The sequence below is a fragment of the Phyllobacterium myrsinacearum genome, from assembly GCF_014138285.1.
In the GTDB taxonomy this organism is placed as follows: Bacteria; Pseudomonadota; Alphaproteobacteria; order Rhizobiales; family Rhizobiaceae; genus Phyllobacterium; species Phyllobacterium myrsinacearum_A.
The window spans coordinates 117,181-132,360 of the sequence record NZ_JACGXN010000008.1; the positions used below are offsets into that span (position 1 = coordinate 117,181).

The 15,180-nt window shown below is 57.2% G+C and carries 12 protein-coding genes; 3 read left to right on the forward strand and 9 right to left on the reverse strand.

Going from position 1 to position 15,180, the window contains the following annotated elements:
• Complete coding sequence (locus tag FHW16_RS20880) at positions 1-2,082, forward strand: hypothetical protein (RefSeq protein WP_182551216.1); 2,082 nt, start codon at positions 1-3, stop codon at positions 2,080-2,082.
• Between the two features lie 8 nt (positions 2,083-2,090).
• Here FHW16_RS20880 and FHW16_RS20885 read toward each other — a convergent pair whose 3' ends face one another.
• Positions 2,091-2,603: a GNAT family N-acetyltransferase gene (locus tag FHW16_RS20885; protein ID WP_182551321.1), complete on the reverse strand. Its 513-nt coding sequence runs from the start codon at positions 2,601-2,603 to the stop codon at positions 2,091-2,093.
• 312 nt (positions 2,604-2,915) lie between these two features.
• On the opposite strand from FHW16_RS20885, the gene FHW16_RS20890 reads away from it, so the two are divergent.
• Positions 2,916-3,893 carry a glutathione S-transferase family protein gene (locus FHW16_RS20890; protein WP_182551217.1) on the forward strand — a complete coding sequence of 326 codons (978 nt, stop codon included), beginning with the start codon at positions 2,916-2,918 and terminating at the stop codon, positions 3,891-3,893.
• A gap of 3 nt (positions 3,894-3,896) precedes the next feature.
• Here the strand turns inward: FHW16_RS20890 and FHW16_RS20895 are convergent, their stop codons facing one another.
• Positions 3,897-4,352, reverse strand: a complete 456-nt coding sequence (locus FHW16_RS20895) for an NUDIX domain-containing protein (RefSeq protein WP_182551322.1) — start codon at positions 4,350-4,352, stop codon at positions 3,897-3,899.
• A gap of 100 nt (positions 4,353-4,452) precedes the next feature.
• Between FHW16_RS20895 and FHW16_RS20900 the strand changes: the two genes are divergently transcribed.
• On the forward strand, positions 4,453-5,376 hold the full coding sequence (locus tag FHW16_RS20900) for a metallophosphoesterase family protein (RefSeq protein ID WP_182551218.1): 924 nt from the start codon (positions 4,453-4,455) through the stop codon (positions 5,374-5,376).
• Positions 5,377-5,379: 3 nt separating this feature from the next.
• Here FHW16_RS20900 and FHW16_RS20905 read toward each other — a convergent pair whose 3' ends face one another.
• From FHW16_RS20905 to FHW16_RS20935, 7 genes are all read right to left on the reverse strand, one after another.
• Positions 5,380-6,009 carry a hypothetical protein gene (locus FHW16_RS20905; protein ID WP_182551219.1) on the reverse strand — a complete coding sequence of 210 codons (630 nt, stop codon included), beginning with the start codon at positions 6,007-6,009 and terminating at the stop codon, positions 5,380-5,382.
• A gap of 75 nt (positions 6,010-6,084) precedes the next feature.
• Complete coding sequence (locus tag FHW16_RS20910) at positions 6,085-6,849, reverse strand: alpha/beta fold hydrolase (RefSeq protein WP_182551220.1); 765 nt, start codon at positions 6,847-6,849, stop codon at positions 6,085-6,087.
• A gap of 57 nt (positions 6,850-6,906) precedes the next feature.
• On the reverse strand, positions 6,907-8,607 hold the full coding sequence (leuA, locus tag FHW16_RS20915) for a 2-isopropylmalate synthase (protein WP_182551221.1): 1,701 nt from the start codon (positions 8,605-8,607) through the stop codon (positions 6,907-6,909).
• A 305-nt stretch (positions 8,608-8,912) separates the two neighbouring features.
• Positions 8,913-9,854 (reverse strand): alpha/beta hydrolase, encoded by a 942-nt coding sequence (locus FHW16_RS20920; protein ID WP_182551222.1) that lies wholly within the window; start codon positions 9,852-9,854, stop codon positions 8,913-8,915.
• Positions 9,855-10,160: 306 nt separating this feature from the next.
• On the reverse strand, positions 10,161-11,069 hold the full coding sequence (locus FHW16_RS20925; RefSeq protein WP_182551223.1) for a cation diffusion facilitator family transporter: 909 nt from the start codon (positions 11,067-11,069) through the stop codon (positions 10,161-10,163).
• A complete protein-coding gene (locus FHW16_RS20930; RefSeq protein ID WP_182551323.1) occupies positions 11,069-13,252 on the reverse strand; it encodes an anthranilate synthase in 2,184 nt (727 codons plus the stop codon). Before FHW16_RS20930 ends, FHW16_RS20925 begins: the two co-directional genes overlap by 1 nt.
• A 238-nt stretch (positions 13,253-13,490) precedes the next feature.
• Positions 13,491-15,170 carry a formate--tetrahydrofolate ligase gene (locus tag FHW16_RS20935; protein ID WP_182551224.1) on the reverse strand — a complete coding sequence of 560 codons (1,680 nt, stop codon included), beginning with the start codon at positions 15,168-15,170 and terminating at the stop codon, positions 13,491-13,493.
• Between the last annotated feature and the right edge of the window lie 10 nt (positions 15,171-15,180).

Here is a 15,180-nt window from a genome sequence, read left to right on the forward strand (position 1 = left end):
ATGTATCTTTCCCTCGATTTCCAGCCCCTTCTCTCGACACCGCTTCTGGCGCTGCTGCTTCTGCCCCTGCTGGCGCTTGCATTGGCGGGCCTTTATCTGCGCCAGCGCGGCGGCGTGATCCGCTTGCTCGCAGTCGCCGCACTGGCCATGGCTCTGTTCAATCCTGTCGTCATCAACGAAGAACGCGAGCCGCTCAAGAGTGTCGTGGCTGTGATTGCCGACCGGAGCCAAAGCCAGGACATTGGCGACCGCTCCGCGGATACAACGGAAGCGCTCAAACAGGTTCAGGCAGCGCTCGGCCGTTTGCCGCAATTCGAGGTGCGGACCGTCGAGACCAATCGCGCCAACGAGAATGATGACGCTACGGCCACACGCCTGTTCCAGGCAGTGAATGGTGCATTCCGCGATGTTCCGCCGTCACGTATCGGCGGCGCCATCATGATCACCGACGGTCAGGTTCATGATATCCCGAACAGTGTTGCCGGGCTTGGTTTCAATGCACCGGTGCATGGTCTCATTACCGGCAGGCCCGGCGAGATCGACCGGCGCGTGCAGTTCGTCCGTGCCCCGCGTTTTGGTATTACCGGCAAGCCGCAGCAGATGACCTACAAGGTCACGGCAGCCGGTGAGCCGCAAGGCGGCCGGGCGCGCGTGACTGTTCGCGTCAATGGCAATGAAGTAACAACGCAGGATGCAATCATCGGCGAGGAGATGCCACTTGAGGTGACGCTGCCCCGCGCCGGTGTCAATATTGTCGAGCTTGCAGTCGATGCCGTTCCCAATGAACTGACCGAGGTGAACAACCGCGCGGTTGCCATGGTTGACGGTATCCGCGAGAATCTCAAGGTTCTGCTGGTATCCGGCGAGCCCCACAATGGTGAGCGGACCTGGCGCAATCTTCTGAAATCCGATGCTTCGGTGGATCTCGTCCACTTCACCATTCTGCGCCCGCCTGAAAAACAGGACAGCACGCCGATCAATGAACTGTCGCTGATTGCTTTTCCGACCCGTGAGTTGTTTGTCGAGAAGATCGACCAGTTCGATCTGATTATTTTCGACCGCTATCAGCACCGTGATGTGCTGCCGCTGCTCTATTATGACTACATCAACGACTACGTGCAGAAGGGCGGCGCGCTGCTGATTGCCGCCGGCCCTGAATATGCGGGCAACGTGTCGATCGCCAATACCCCGCTCCTGACCGTACTGCCCGCAACACCGACCGGAGAGGTTACCGAAAAAGCGTTCTATCCGCGTTTGAGCGAGGACGGCAAACGTCACCCTGTGACCCGCGGTCTTGAAGGCAGCACGCAGGAACCGCCGCAGTGGAGCCGCTGGTTCCGTGTCATCGATGTCAATCAGCCGGAAGGTTCCGTTGTCATGAATGCCGGTGACAAGCCATTGCTGGTGCTCAACCGCATCGGTGAAGGCCGTGTCGGCATGTTTCTTTCCGATCAGGGTTGGCTTTGGGCCCGTGGTTTTGAAGGCGGCGGCCCGCATGCGGCGCTCTACCGCCGGATCGCCCATTGGCTGATGAAAGAACCGGAACTGGAAGAGGAAGCGCTGACGGCAACCGGCAGTGGCCGGAATCTCGAAATCCGCCGTCAGACAATGAAGAAGACCGCCGAACAGGCGAGCATCATCACGCCATCGGGCAAGCGGCAGAATATCCCGCTCACCGAAACAGAACCGGGCGTGTTCACCGCCTCGGTGCCTACAACGGAAATCGGGCTGTTTCAGGTGGCCAACGGCGATCAGACGACACTCGCCCATGTGGGACCGGTCGATGCACCGGAATTTGCCGACAACGTATCAACCACGGACAAGCTTGATGGTCTGGCCCGCGAGAGCGGCGGCGGTACGCGCCGCTTGCGCGCAACCGCTGATCAGCCGTCCATCGACGTGCCCAGTATTGTCGCATCACGCGGTTTTGCCAGTGCCAGCGGCGACAACTGGATCGGCCTGCGGCCAACAAATGAAACCGTACTGAAAAGTGTCAATCGCCTGCCGTTGTTCTCGGGTTTCCTCGGTCTGGCGGCAATGATCCTGGTGCTTGGCAGCATGTGGTATCGCGAAGGCCGGTGAAAACCGATCTACTGACCGTCAACGCCTGCATGCCTTACCCGCCCCTGAACGTCCTTCAGCGCACGCGGCGTAAGCTCGCAGGCAAGAAAGCGCGACGGTTCGACAGGGGCCGGCATTTCGATCTGGTGCCCCACAATCTGCCGGAAACCGAAGGGCGCATAGTAAGGCTCGTCACCCACCAGAATGATCAGCCTGTGACCGGCAAGACGCGCCGTTTCCATGGATTTGCGCATGAGCGCCGCACCGATGCCCTGCTTCTTCCAGGCGGGCCGCACAGCAAGCGGTCCGAGCAGCATTGCCGGCGCAGTGCCGACAAGGATCGGTGTCAGCCGGACCGATCCCACGACATAATCGCCATTGAGCGCCACAAAGGAGAGATCGCGGTCGTGTGGTCCACCCTCGCGGATGCGATAGGCGGCGCGGGTAAACCGTCCCGGTCCAAAGGCTTCTTTGTTGATATCTTCGATGGCAGCATCGTGCACCGGTTCTTCCGGCGCGTAGGTCACGACATGGGTCAGCATGCTGGGTATCTTCATAAAGGAGTAGACAATGGCCTTCCGGCCAACACAGGAACGTCCGCCGCGCTGTTCAAGCGCCGGTTCGGGTTTCATCGTCGGATGAACAGGTATCCTGTCACAAAATGTCTCCTTTTTTTCCGCGTAGCATCTCAGCAGCGCGGCGTAAACCGAATTTCTCTCGACCAGCACAAAAAGTGACGCACTGTTCACCTCCGCAAAGCTGGTTTGAACGGCATTTGTGTCTAGGTATAGGCGACGGAATACAAATACGGTTAGGATCGCCGGCACAGTACAGTGCTGGACAGGGAGTATGACATGGGTCTTCTGATTGACGGCAAGTGGCACGACCAGTGGTATGACACCAAGGACAGCGGCGGGCGTTTCATCCGCTCGGAATCGCAATTCCGAAATTGGGTGACAGTGGACGGCTCAGCCGGACCTTCGGGCACCGGTGGTTTCAAGGCCGAGACCGGGCGCTACCATCTCTATGTTTCCTATGCCTGCCCATGGGCGCACCGTACATTGATTTTCCGGGCGCTGAAAAAACTTGAGGACGTCATTTCCGTATCCGTGGTCGATCACTTCATGGGCACCGAAGGCTGGACCTTCAACGCCAGGGACGGAGCCACCCCGGACCATCTCTTCGGCTTCAAACGGCTCTATGAAGTCTACACACGCGCTGATCCCGCCTATTCCGGCCGTGTGACCGTGCCGGTCCTATGGGATAAACAGCAGAATACCATCGTTTCAAACGAGTCATCGGAAATCATCCGCATGCTCAACACGGCATTCAATGCCTTTGGCGATGCATCGCCGGATTTCTATCCGGAAGCCCGACGCGACGAGATCGACGCCATCAATGCACTCGTCTATCCCTACATCAACAATGGCGTTTATCGCGCAGGTTTTGCCACCACACAGGAAGCCTACGAGGAAGCCTTTGATCAACTGTTTGCCACGCTCGACCAATTGGAAGAACGCCTTGGCAAACAGCGCTATCTCACGGGAAATCAGCTGACAGAGGCCGATTGGCGGCTGTTCACAACCCTGCTGCGCTTCGACCCTGTTTATGTCGGCCATTTCAAATGCAACCGGCAGCGCATTGGCGACTATCCGAACCTTTCGAATTATACCCGCGACCTCTATCAGGTGCCCGGAGTGGCCGGGACCGTAAACTTGCTGCACATAAAGGCGCACTATTACGGCAGTCACAAAACGATCAACCCGACGGGCATCATTCCCAAGGGGCCGGAACTGGATTTTACCGCGGCCCATGACCGGGACCGGTTCTGACCCTCACCAAGTGAGAGGGACCTCTGCCCCATCGAGAACTTCGGCAAGCCTGCGCCGCGTGGCAGCCGTCGTGCCTTCCGGCAGGGCATCGAGCCGGAAGAAACCGGCTTCGGCGATTTCGCGGTCCGGCAGACGCGGTGTGGTCTGCCGGAACGACCGGCAGACATAGAGCGCGACATGATCGCGCTTCGAAGCATGTGCATTGTGATAGATGGCAAAAAGCTGTGGCCTGCCGGTCAGTTCGATATTGCCCTCCTCCATCAGCTCTTTCGTAAGCGTTTGCTCGAACGTATGGCCTGTTTCCACACCGCCACCCGGAAACTGCCAGCCGGGCACATAGGTATGTCTGACGAGAAAGACGGTTTGTGCCGCCTCGTCAAGGATCACACCGCGCGCGCCCAATGTCATTGGACGTTTCAGCAGGAAATAGGTGTGAAACAGGCGATGACGCCATTTCACGCTTTTGTCAGCCATTTCACCGGTCCTAAATGGGAACCCAGTAACGATACAAAGGTTCTAACACTGGATTCCTACGCTACACTCTCTTAAAGCTGAAATAATGTTCCGCCTTGCTCACATATCCGATATCCACCTGTCGCCCTTGCCCGCACTGACCCTGCGCGAGCTGGTTTCGAAGCGCATCACCGGCTATATCAACTGGCGATCCAATCGTAAGGGCTCGATGACAGGTGGTACACTCGATACGCTCGTTGCTGATTTGAAGGCGCAGGCGCCGGACCATCTGGCCGTCACCGGGGATCTTGTCAATCTCGCGCTGGACGAGGAACTGGAAACGGCCGAGCGCTGGCTGAAAACACTTGGCAATCCGGCGGATGTTTCCGTGGTGCCGGGCAATCACGATGCCTATGTGCCGGGCGCTTTGAAAAAGACACGGCGTTATTGGGGCCCATGGATGCTGGGAGATCGCGAGGCGGCCGAACACCGTCCCGTCGAGTTCCCCTATTTGAGGGTTCGCGGCGATGTCGCATTGATCGGCGTCTCGTCCGCTCGCGCAACGGCACCCTTCATGGCAACCGGCGATCTGCGCGACCGACAGGCGCGGCGGTTGGGCGAAATCCTTGACGAGACCGGCAAGCGCGGACTTTTTCGGGTGATCATGATCCACCATCCCCCCGTGCGTGGAGCCGCGCCTGCACACAAGCGATTGCTGGGTATCGGGCTGTTTCAGCGAACCGTGCGGCAGCATGGGGCAGAACTCGTCCTGCATGGACACACCCATCTGGCGACGCGCTACGAGATCAATGGGCCCGATTGGAAGATACCTGTCGTTTGCGTCCCTTCCGCCAGCCAGAGTTTCGGCGCACACAAACCGGCAGCACGCTTCAATATCTTTGCCATTGAAAAGACAAACGCCGGGTGGTCGTGCCGCATGACCGAACGCGGTATTGTGGATGCCGCAATGACAATCGAAACGATAGCGGAGCATGATCTCCGGGTGGGAGAGGTTTCTGCTCCCGTCTGATGATCAGAAATACGGCGCCAGCCGGTCCCAGAAAAAAGCCAGCAAGGCACCAGCACCAGCAAGCGCTCCGATCAGAAGCCAGATCACTGCATTGACCAAATCATTCACCATGGAGCGATGCCGGCGGCCCTGAAAAACCGGAGCAGCCATCGCTTGGGGAACTGCGTCCGGTTGGCCGGTCGGCACTGCATCGGAAACTTCAGGGCGAAGATTGATCCGTTCACCCTCCATCAGGCGCTGGCGCTCGACAATTCGTTCTGCAATGTAGGTAGTAACTGCATCGGAGATGAGCTTTACATCGGTCGACTCGGCGAGAACAAACCGGCCAAGCCGGGTGTCACGGACAAAACGATAGGTACGCCGGTCCCGCCCCATCATTACGTGCGCCGTGGCATCGATCCACAGGCGAGGCTGCAACCCGGTGGAAATAGCGAAATCCCATTGCTCGTCGTCAGCCGGCACCTCATCGAAAACCGGCTTGAGATCTTGAGCCAGAATCTCGATTCTCGCGAGATCCGCTTCCTTCATGTCAATGACGACATCACCGCGATCGGCTGCCGCCACCTGGGCACCGCGAATGGCATCGCCAAGCCTGCGTCTGTCATCCGGGATCTTGTCTCGCATCTCACTCATGGGCGTTTCCAGCAAGGAGGGTTAAGGCATCATTAACAACATGCCCGTGCCATTGCACCAGAAACTTGTTCGAATTCAGCCTGTACGCACAGTTGCAGAAACCAGACGGATGACCTGGTCGGGAATCTCTTCGATCAGCATGTGTCCGACCCCATCAAAACGATGTACGGAAAAATGCTGCGGCAGCCCTTCCGACTGATACAGGGGCAGAACATTGTCGAGCCTACCCCAGGCGACGGTGACCGGCATGACGAATGCCTCAAGGTATTCCCGCGGAATTGTCCCCTGCATCCCATCCTTCATCATCCGGGCGCCAATGGCATTGAGCCGCTCGATTTGTCCGGCTTTTTGGCGAAGCGCCACATCCCGGCTGATCACCTCTTCATCGACAGGGCTGCGCCAGCCGAACATGCCTTCCAGAGCAGTCTCAAGGGCATCATATGTGCGGGCAGCAGCATAATGGCGGAGCAACCGGCCATTGATATCAGGTCCGAAACCACCCGGGGCAAGCAATGTCAGCGAAGCCACTTTTTCAGGAGCGAAGACCGCCACCAGAGCAGCGGTTGCACCCCCCATTGAATGACCGACCAGATGGGCTTTGCGAATGTTTCGCCTGTTGAATTCATCAATAACCGCCTCGGCGAAATGGCGCGCTGTCACCGCATCGGGATAGTCGAGCGAGGTGCCGTGGCCGGGCAGGTCGAACGCGATGGTCGAATGCGTTTCACTGACCGCCTTTTGCACGATATGCCAGCTCGCTGCCGTCCCGCCAAACCCGTGCAGGAACACGACGGACGTTCCCGCTCCCTCGCCCATCTCGATTGCGTGCAACTGGTGCATGACACTCTCCCGACAACAAAAAGGCCGCTTCTCAGCGGCCCTTTCAAGGTGTTCAACTTACTTACCGATGATGCGGTTGGCAGCCGAGACAATGCCTTCAAGCGAGGCGGCAACAATGCTCTTGTTGATGCCCGCCCCGAAAATCTTGCCATTGGGATGCTCGATTTCCATGTAGCTGATGGCCGCCGCATCGGAACCGTGCTGGAGCGAATGCTCGGAGTAATTGGCAACCGAGAGCTTAAAGCCGAGATAATGTGACAGAGCATCGATGAAGCCATCGACCGGGCCTGTGCCCCTGCCCTCGATCCGCTTCGTCTCGCCGCGGTCGGTAATTTCGGCGGAGAGGATGCGCATGCCCTTGTGCTCCGTGTCCGGATAGGTGTGGTGATCCACAAATTTCAGGCGTGCATCCGGCTGATCTACATAAAGCTCGAGGAATCGCTGATAAATCTGCTTGGACGGCATCTCTTTGCCTTCCTCGTCAGTGATGTGCTGGATGTCATCACGGAACTCCACCTGCATGCCGCGCGGCAGGTTGATGCCATAATCAGCCTGCAGGATATAGGCGAGACCGCCCTTGCCCGACTGGGAATTGATGCGGATGATCGCTTCATAGCTGCGTCCAACGTCCTGCGGATCGATGGGCAGATAGGGCACTTCCCACAATTCCTTGTTGGCCTGTTTGATCGCCTTCATGCCCTTGTTGATCGCGTCCTGATGCGAGCCGGAGAAAGCCGTATAGACCAGTTCGCCCACATAAGGGTGACGTTCCGGAATCACCAGCTGGTTGGAATATTCATAGACTTCCTTCATCCGGTTGATATCGGAGCAATCAATTTCGGGGTCGACACCCTGCGTGAACATGTTCAATGCCAGGGTAACGATATCAACATTGCCCGTACGCTCGCCATTGCCGAACAAGGTGCCTTCCACGCGGTCGGCACCGGCCATCAAGCCAAGTTCCGTCGTGGCAATGCCCGTTCCGCGATCATTATGCGGATGCAACGAAATGATCAGGTTTTCGCGGTTGTCGAGCTGACGGCACATCCACTCGATGCGGTCGGCATAGATGTTCGGCGTCGACATTTCGACCGTCGACGGCAGATTGATGATGAGCTTGTTCTCTGGTGTCGGTTTGACGATTTCCGTTACCGCATTGCAAATTTCCAAAGCCACTTCGAGTTCGGTACCGGTAAAGCTCTCCGGTGAATATTGGAAGCGGAAGCCGCCACCGGCTTTGGCGGCCATGTCGGTGATCATCTTGGCCGCATCCGTAGCAATGGTTTTGATGCCACTGACATCCTTATTGAACACAACCCGCCGCTGCAGTTCACTGGTCGAATTATAGAAATGGACGATCGGCTTGTTCGCACCCTGCAACGATTCAAAGGTGCGGGTGATCAGTTCCGGACGGCATTGCACCAAAACCTGCAGCGATACATCGTCAGGAACATTGCCTTCCTCTATGCACCAGCGGGCAAAGTCGAAATCCGTCTGCGAGGCTGATGGAAAGCCGATCTCGATTTCCTTGAAACCCATATCGAGCAACAGCGCGAACATGCGCACCTTGCGGTCGTGTCCCATAGGATCGATCAATGCCTGATTGCCGTCGCGCAAATCGACGGAACACCAGATCGGTGCTTTTTCAATGCGCTTTGACGGCCATTGCCGGTCTTTCAGGTCAACCGTGGGATAGGGTTCGTACTTTTTGCGGGCATCGGGCATACCCACAATGCGGGGAGCGGTCATATCGGTCATTTGCTTCTCGTTTCCGGCCGTCTGCGCATCTGTGGCGCTCGTGCGGCACTTTTTCAAGCGTTGGAATGGTCTTGTAAAGGGGTAAGGAGCAAAAAGCCTGGCGGCACTTTCGACCGCCGGACGCTCCTCTCAACGAGCCCGGCGATCGCCGATAAGGTCGAGAAGTAGCGGAAGGAGATAGGCGCGGCTAGTCAAACCCGCAAAAGCGGATTTGGCAAAAGACGACTGATGTGTCTGGCGCGTTTCCATGGGCCAGACAATTAAACGACTGTCTGGCCGGATGCAAGAGGGTGTTTGGAGAGAACTCAGTTCTTCTTCAACTGGGCGGTCGCTCCCGAAAGCCACTCGCTGACAACTTTCACGTCATCACTGCCGAGCCCATGATCGGACTTGATCGAACGCGCTTCGACGAGTGCGCCGTGTGTTCGCAGCAAGGTCTCCAGTGCCGGGGCAAACGGTGCATAGGTTTGATCGGACGCACCGGAAACCGTGAGAACACGTGCACCGGCAAGATTGGCATCGGTGTTCTCTGTCAGCACTGGCATCGAGCGCAGAAGCACCGCCTGCTTGACCATATCCGGATAGAGCATCATCACGGCACCGACGAGATTTGCACCATTCGAATAGCCGAGATAGGTCGTGCGCTTCAGATCGATCTTGTACTTCTCCGTAGCCTGCTTCAAAAAGCCGGCAAACGCCTTCGCCTCGAAGTGGATGTCCTTCTGGTCGAAACTGACAGGTGTCAGGCGGCGGTACCAACGGCTGGTGCCATCCTGCACGATGCGGCCGCGAACGGCGAGCAGCAGGGCGTTCGGCGCGATCTTCGTGGCCAGCGATACAAGGCTTGTTTCATCCTGACCCGAACCGTGCAGAAGAACCATCGTATCGCCGTTCGGATCTTCCGGCCGGTAGATACGATATTTGAATGCAAGATCATCGCGCAGCGCACTCTCGCCCTGTGGAAGAATTTCGCCTTTGACTGCCTTTTTCAAGATGCCTGCACTGCCTGTTGCAACGATATTGATAGGCTTCGCCTTTTCAGGCGCTGCCATAGCAGCCTGCGGTTTCTGCACGCAGGCGCCGGTGCTATTTTTACCTGTATTGGCAAGTGGATCAACCGCACCGGTCAAAATCTGAGCCTTCGTCACGACGGGCTTGTCACAATCAGCCGTAACACTGGCGCTGGCAGGGTATGCCCCGGCAAGAGAAAGACCAGCAATCAGTGCATAAAGATACGGTTTACCCATAAGTTAATCCTGACAGTTAAAGGTTAACTAACTTTGTAAACAGCCGCGGTTGTCCGCTCGGCGCTGCCATGCGTTGTTGGCGCTCGATTCTCAAAGGAATTGATGCTTGCCGCCAAATTATTTGTCCCCTGACCCACGCCCCCGGCGTTGCATCATGAATGGAGAATTGCATTGCTGAACGACCATGTCGTCCGGCAGACACCCTATGTCAATATAATTGTAACGAAATCATGACGGACCGAAACATTGCGTGACAAATGTTGCAGTCAAGCATCGATTTTGGCGATTTTCCCGGTGAAGTTTGTTTCAGGCGAAGGGAACAGCGGCGGTGCCGATCGGCAGTTTTGCCTCTTCTTCAGGCTCCACGTGGATAACGACGCTCGATTCGGGAATCTGCTGCATAAGCGCGTTTTCCATCCGGTCGCAAATAACATGCGCATCACCCACGCTCATTCTGGCATGAACGACCAGATGAAACTCGATAAAAGTTACACGCCCGGCAATACGCGTCTTCAGATCATGCACCTCAAGCGCGCCACCGGCATTGGCCGAGATGATATCACGGATGCGCATGGTTTCTTCGGTCGGCACACCGACGTCCATCAGCCCCTGCACGGAAGACCCGATCACATTCCAGCCCTGCCAGAGAATATTGAGTGCAACGATGACGGCAAGCAGCGGATCGAGGATTGTCCAGCCGGTGACTACAGCACCAACAAGGCCGATGAACACACCGATCGATGTCACCACATCCGTCATGATATGTTTGCCGTCCGCGAGGAGAGCCGGGGATTTATGGCTGCGGGCACGGCTGATCAGCAAGGTGGCCCAAAGAGCATTGATCCCAGACGCAATGCCATTGATCGCCAGACCCAGCCACGGTTCGTCCATGACTTTCGGCGTTTCCCATGCGGACCAGACTTCCCGCAGAATCAACAGCGCCGCGACAACGATCAGCACCCCTTCGAGCACGGCCGAAAAATACTCGGCCTTGTGGTGCCCGAAGGGGTGATTCTGGTCGGCTGGCTTGTGACTGACACGAATCGCCCACCACGCTGCGAGCGCTGCCACCACGTTCACAATCGATTCCAGCGCATCGGAATAGAGCGCGACAGAGCCAGTGACATGATAGGCGGCATATTTCAGTGCCAGCACGCCGATGCCGATGAAGATCGACCAGAACGCCAGTCGCTGGACGACATTTTCACCTTCCATCAGGCAGCCCGTTCCTTTGCCTTGCGCGGCAGATGTGCCACCACGTTCTCGATCATGCGCATACCCGCATTGTGTCCAAGGGTCATTATCGATTCCGGATGGAATTGCACCGCCGCAATCGGTTCACTCTTGTGCTCGAAAGCCATGATGACCCCATCCTCCGTTTCCGCCGTTACAATAAACTCATCCGGCAAGCGGACCGGATCGGCAAAGATCGAGTGATAGCGCCCAACCGTGATTTCCTTCGGCAGACCGGAAAAAATCTTGCCCTGCTTTGTAATGCGGATACGTGACGGTTTTCCATGCATCGGAACATGTAACTGCCGGAGCGAACCGCCATAGGCTTCGGTGAGTGCCTGCAATCCGAGACAGACACCGAAGATCGGCAGATCGCGTTTGCGCGCTTTTTTGATCGTCGCCTTGCAGTCAAAATCCTCGGGCGTGCCCGGCCCTGGCGAAAGCACGACCAGATCAGGCTTCAACCGGTCAAAGATTTCATCGGGTACCGGCGTGCGGACAGTGGTCACGGTTGCACCCGTCTGGCGGAAATAATTGGCCAGCGTGTGGACGAATGAATCTTCGTGATCCACGAGCAGGATGGACAGACCTTCACCGACTCGCGCGACAGCACGTTCTTCCGCAGGGATATTGGTCTTGTGTGCGTCACGCACCGCCGCAATCATCGCTGAAGCCTTGAGTTCCGTTTCTGCCTCTTCCTCTTCCGGAATGGAATCGAACAGCAACGTTGCCCCTGCCCGCACCTGCGCAATGCCGTCCTTGATGCGGATGGTGCGCAGTGTCAGACCGGTATTCATGTCGCCATTGAAATTGACCATGCCGATCGCGCCGCCGTACCAGGCACGCGGGCTGCGTTCATTCTCTTCGATGAAACGCATGGCCCAGAGCTTTGGCGCTCCGGTCACCGTTACAGCCCATGCATGCGACAGGAACCCGTCAAAGGCATCCATATCCTCGCGCAGACGGCCTTCAATGTGATCCACCGTGTGGATGAGGCGCGAATACATTTCGATCTGGCGACGGCCGATGACACGCACGGAACCCGGCTCGCAGACCCGGCTCTTGTCGTTGCGGTCCACATCGGAACACATGGTAAGTTCGGACTCATCCTTCTTCGAGTTGAGCAGCTTGATGATCTGCTCTGAGTCGGCAATCGCATCCTCACCGCGCTTGATCGTTCCCGAAATCGGGCAGGTCTCGATACGGCGGCCAACCACGCGCACGAACATTTCGGGCGACGCACCAACGAGATATTCATTGTCGCCAAGATTGATGTAGAAGGAATAGGGCGATGGGTTGATGGCCTTGAGACGACGCGAGATGACCGATGGTTTGGTCTCGCAACGCTCATAGAATGTCTGCCCCGGCACCACCTCGAAGAGGTCCCCGCGCTTGAAGCTTTCCTTGGCTTTCTTCACCAGTTCCGCATAGTCGCCCGGATTGTGATCGCCGCGGCCCGGAATCTTGTCGGTCGGCTTGAATGCCTTGGATTCGGTTTCGCGCGACAATCCCTCGGTGGAGGCGCCCTCAAACGCATATTCATAACGGTCGAGCCATGCCTTGGCAGCATGATGGTCAACCACGAGAATTTCATCCGGCAGATAGAGCACGATATCGCGCTGATCATCCGGACGCTTCAGCTTGTACTGGATCGGATCGAACTGGAAAGCCAGATCATACCCGAATGCACCGTACAGACCGAGATTGGCATCTTCCTCCGTAAAGAACAGGGCAACAATACCGCGCAAGACCGTAAACACTGAAGGAATGCGCGAGCGCTCTTCTTCTGTGAACGCACGGCTCGGCAGGGCGATTTCGAGGTCGAGCTTCGTAGCGCTCGCGACCGATATAGACACTTCGGCAAGCGCAGCAACGGCTTTGTGAATCGGCCGCAACAGGATTTCACCGCGCTTGTTAAGCGCCTCGATCGTCATGTGCCGCCCGTTGGACGTGATGACGACCGGGGGATCGATGATGGCGGTGTCCCAGCGCGTATAGCGGCCCGGATACTCGTAGTTGGAAGAGAAAACCGCTCCGCAGCGTTCATCCAGTGCATCGACATATCCGTCGATTGCGCTGGCATAGGCGGTCGCAATACGTGACCGGGAAATCGTGACAGCGCCTGCAGTGTCGAATATTTCCACGTCACCCTCAATTCTATGCATCATCATTTCCACTCCGTTGCATTTGGCCTTGGGGGTTGTACAGGCGGTCAAACAAAAAGGCCGCCCGGAAAACCCGTTGCGGCCCTGATCCCTTTACGTGCGTGCAAAAGGCTGCGTGGCCGCGTTCAGCGAGCCCACCACCAGCCATTTGAAATAATAACGCGCGTGTTCATGGCGGTGATTGTTAGCGTTACGCGGCGACGCTTGCAACAGCAAAAATCACGTGTGCAAAAATCGGTCAGAAGAGTCCTTCGATAAGACCCTGGTCATTGAGATGGATACGTTCGGCCGAAGGCGACTTCGGCAGGCCGGGCATGGTCATGATCTCACCACAGATCGCAACGACAAATCCTGCGCCCGCGGACAGCCGCACTTCACGCACGTGCACCACATGATTGACGGGAGCGCCGCGCAAACGCGGATCGGTTGAGAACGAATATTGCGTCTTGGCCATGCAGACGGGAAGATGGCCATAACCCGCCGCCTCCCATTGCCGCAGTTGCTCGCGCACGCTGGCATCAGCGTCAGCCTCCGCACCGCGATATATGCGCTTGACCACCGTCTCGATCTTGTCGAACAGAGACATGTCATCTTCATAGAGCGGCGAGAACTGCGCCGCGCCGCTTTCGGCAAGAGAAACCACCTTGTGTGCAAGCTCTTCGATGCCGGCCGATCCCTGCGCCCAGTGCTTGCAAAGGATGGCTTCTGCACCGTGGGCCGCAACGAAACTCCTCACCGTTTCGATCTCGGCATCCGTATCGGCGCTGAAATGATTGATCGCCACCACGACCGGCACTCCAAACTGCCGGACATTTTCCATGTGGCGGCCGAGATTGGCACAGCCCGCCTTCACTGCCGCCACGTTTTCAAGACCGAGATCGTCCTTGGCAACACCGCCATGCATCTTCATGGCACGGACCGTGGCCACGATGACGGCAGCGGCCGGTTTCAATCCCGCTTTGCGGCATTTGATATTGAAGAATTTTTCAGCGCCGAGATCCGCGCCGAAACCGGCTTCCGTCACCACATAATCCGCAAGCTTGAGCGCCGTCGTCGTCGCAACGACGGAATTGCAGCCATGGGCAATATTGGCAAATGGCCCGCCATGCACAAAGGCCGGATTGTTTTCAAGCGTCTGTACCAGATTAGGCTGCATGGCGTCTTTCAGGAGAACAGCCATCGCCTTGTCTGCCTTAAGATCGCGCGCATAAACGGCGGTCTTGTCGAACCGATAGCCGATGATGATATCGCCCAGCCGCCGCTCCAGGTCCTGTAAATCCGTTGCAAGGCAAAGAATGGCCATGACTTCGGAAGCCACCGTGATGTCAAAACCAGATTCACGCGGGAACCCGTTGGCCACCCCGCCCAGCGACGACGCGATGTCGCGAAGCGCGCGGTCATTCATGTCCATCACCCGCCGCCAGGTAACGCGGCGCGTGTCAAGATTGAGTTCATTGCCCCAATAGACGTGATTGTCGATCATGGCTGCGAGCAGATTGTGCGCCGAGGTGATGGCGTGAAAATCGCCGGTGAAATGCAGATTGATGTCTTCCATCGGGATGACCTGTGCATAACCGCCGCCGGCCGCACCACCCTTGATACCGAAACAGGGGCCAAGCGAAGCCTCGCGGATGCAGACAATCGCCTTCTTGCCGATGCGATTGAGACCATCCCCGAGACCAACCGTGGTTGTCGTCTTGCCTTCACCAGCGGGTGTCGGACTGACGGCCGTTACGAGGATCAGCTTGCCGTCCTTGGCACCATGCTTCGAGCGAATGAATTCCGCTGAGAGTTTCGCCTTGTCGTGACCATAGGGAACGAGATGTTCAGGCGAGATACCGATCTTTGCACCGATCTCAAGCACCGGCTTTTTGCTCGCGGCGCGCGCAATCTCAATATCGGACTTAACGGCAACCATCGGCATATCC

Excerpts from the sequence above, each read along its gene's own strand:
- FHW16_RS20900 (WP_182551218.1), top strand. The coding sequence starts at position 4,453 with ATGTTCCGCCTTGCTCACATATCCGATATCCACCTGTCGCCCTTGCCC.
- leuA (WP_182551221.1), bottom strand. The coding sequence starts at position 8,607 with ATGACCGATATGACCGCTCCCCGCATTGTGGGTATGCCCGATGCCCGC.
- FHW16_RS20935 (WP_182551224.1), bottom strand. The coding sequence starts at position 15,170 with ATGGTTGCCGTTAAGTCCGATATTGAGATTGCGCGCGCCGCGAGCAAA.
- FHW16_RS20890 (WP_182551217.1), top strand. The coding sequence starts at position 2,916 with ATGGGTCTTCTGATTGACGGCAAGTGGCACGACCAGTGGTATGACACC.
- FHW16_RS20925 (WP_182551223.1), bottom strand. The coding sequence starts at position 11,069 with ATGGAAGGTGAAAATGTCGTCCAGCGACTGGCGTTCTGGTCGATCTTC.
- FHW16_RS20880 (WP_182551216.1), top strand. The coding sequence starts at position 1 with ATGTATCTTTCCCTCGATTTCCAGCCCCTTCTCTCGACACCGCTTCTG.
- FHW16_RS20905 (WP_182551219.1), bottom strand. The coding sequence starts at position 6,009 with ATGAGTGAGATGCGAGACAAGATCCCGGATGACAGACGCAGGCTTGGC.
- FHW16_RS20910 (WP_182551220.1), bottom strand. The coding sequence starts at position 6,849 with ATGCACCAGTTGCACGCAATCGAGATGGGCGAGGGAGCGGGAACGTCC.
- FHW16_RS20885 (WP_182551321.1), bottom strand. The coding sequence starts at position 2,603 with ATGCTGACCCATGTCGTGACCTACGCGCCGGAAGAACCGGTGCACGAT.
- FHW16_RS20930 (WP_182551323.1), bottom strand. The coding sequence starts at position 13,252 with ATGCATAGAATTGAGGGTGACGTGGAAATATTCGACACTGCAGGCGCT.
- FHW16_RS20920 (WP_182551222.1), bottom strand. The coding sequence starts at position 9,854 with ATGGGTAAACCGTATCTTTATGCACTGATTGCTGGTCTTTCTCTTGCC.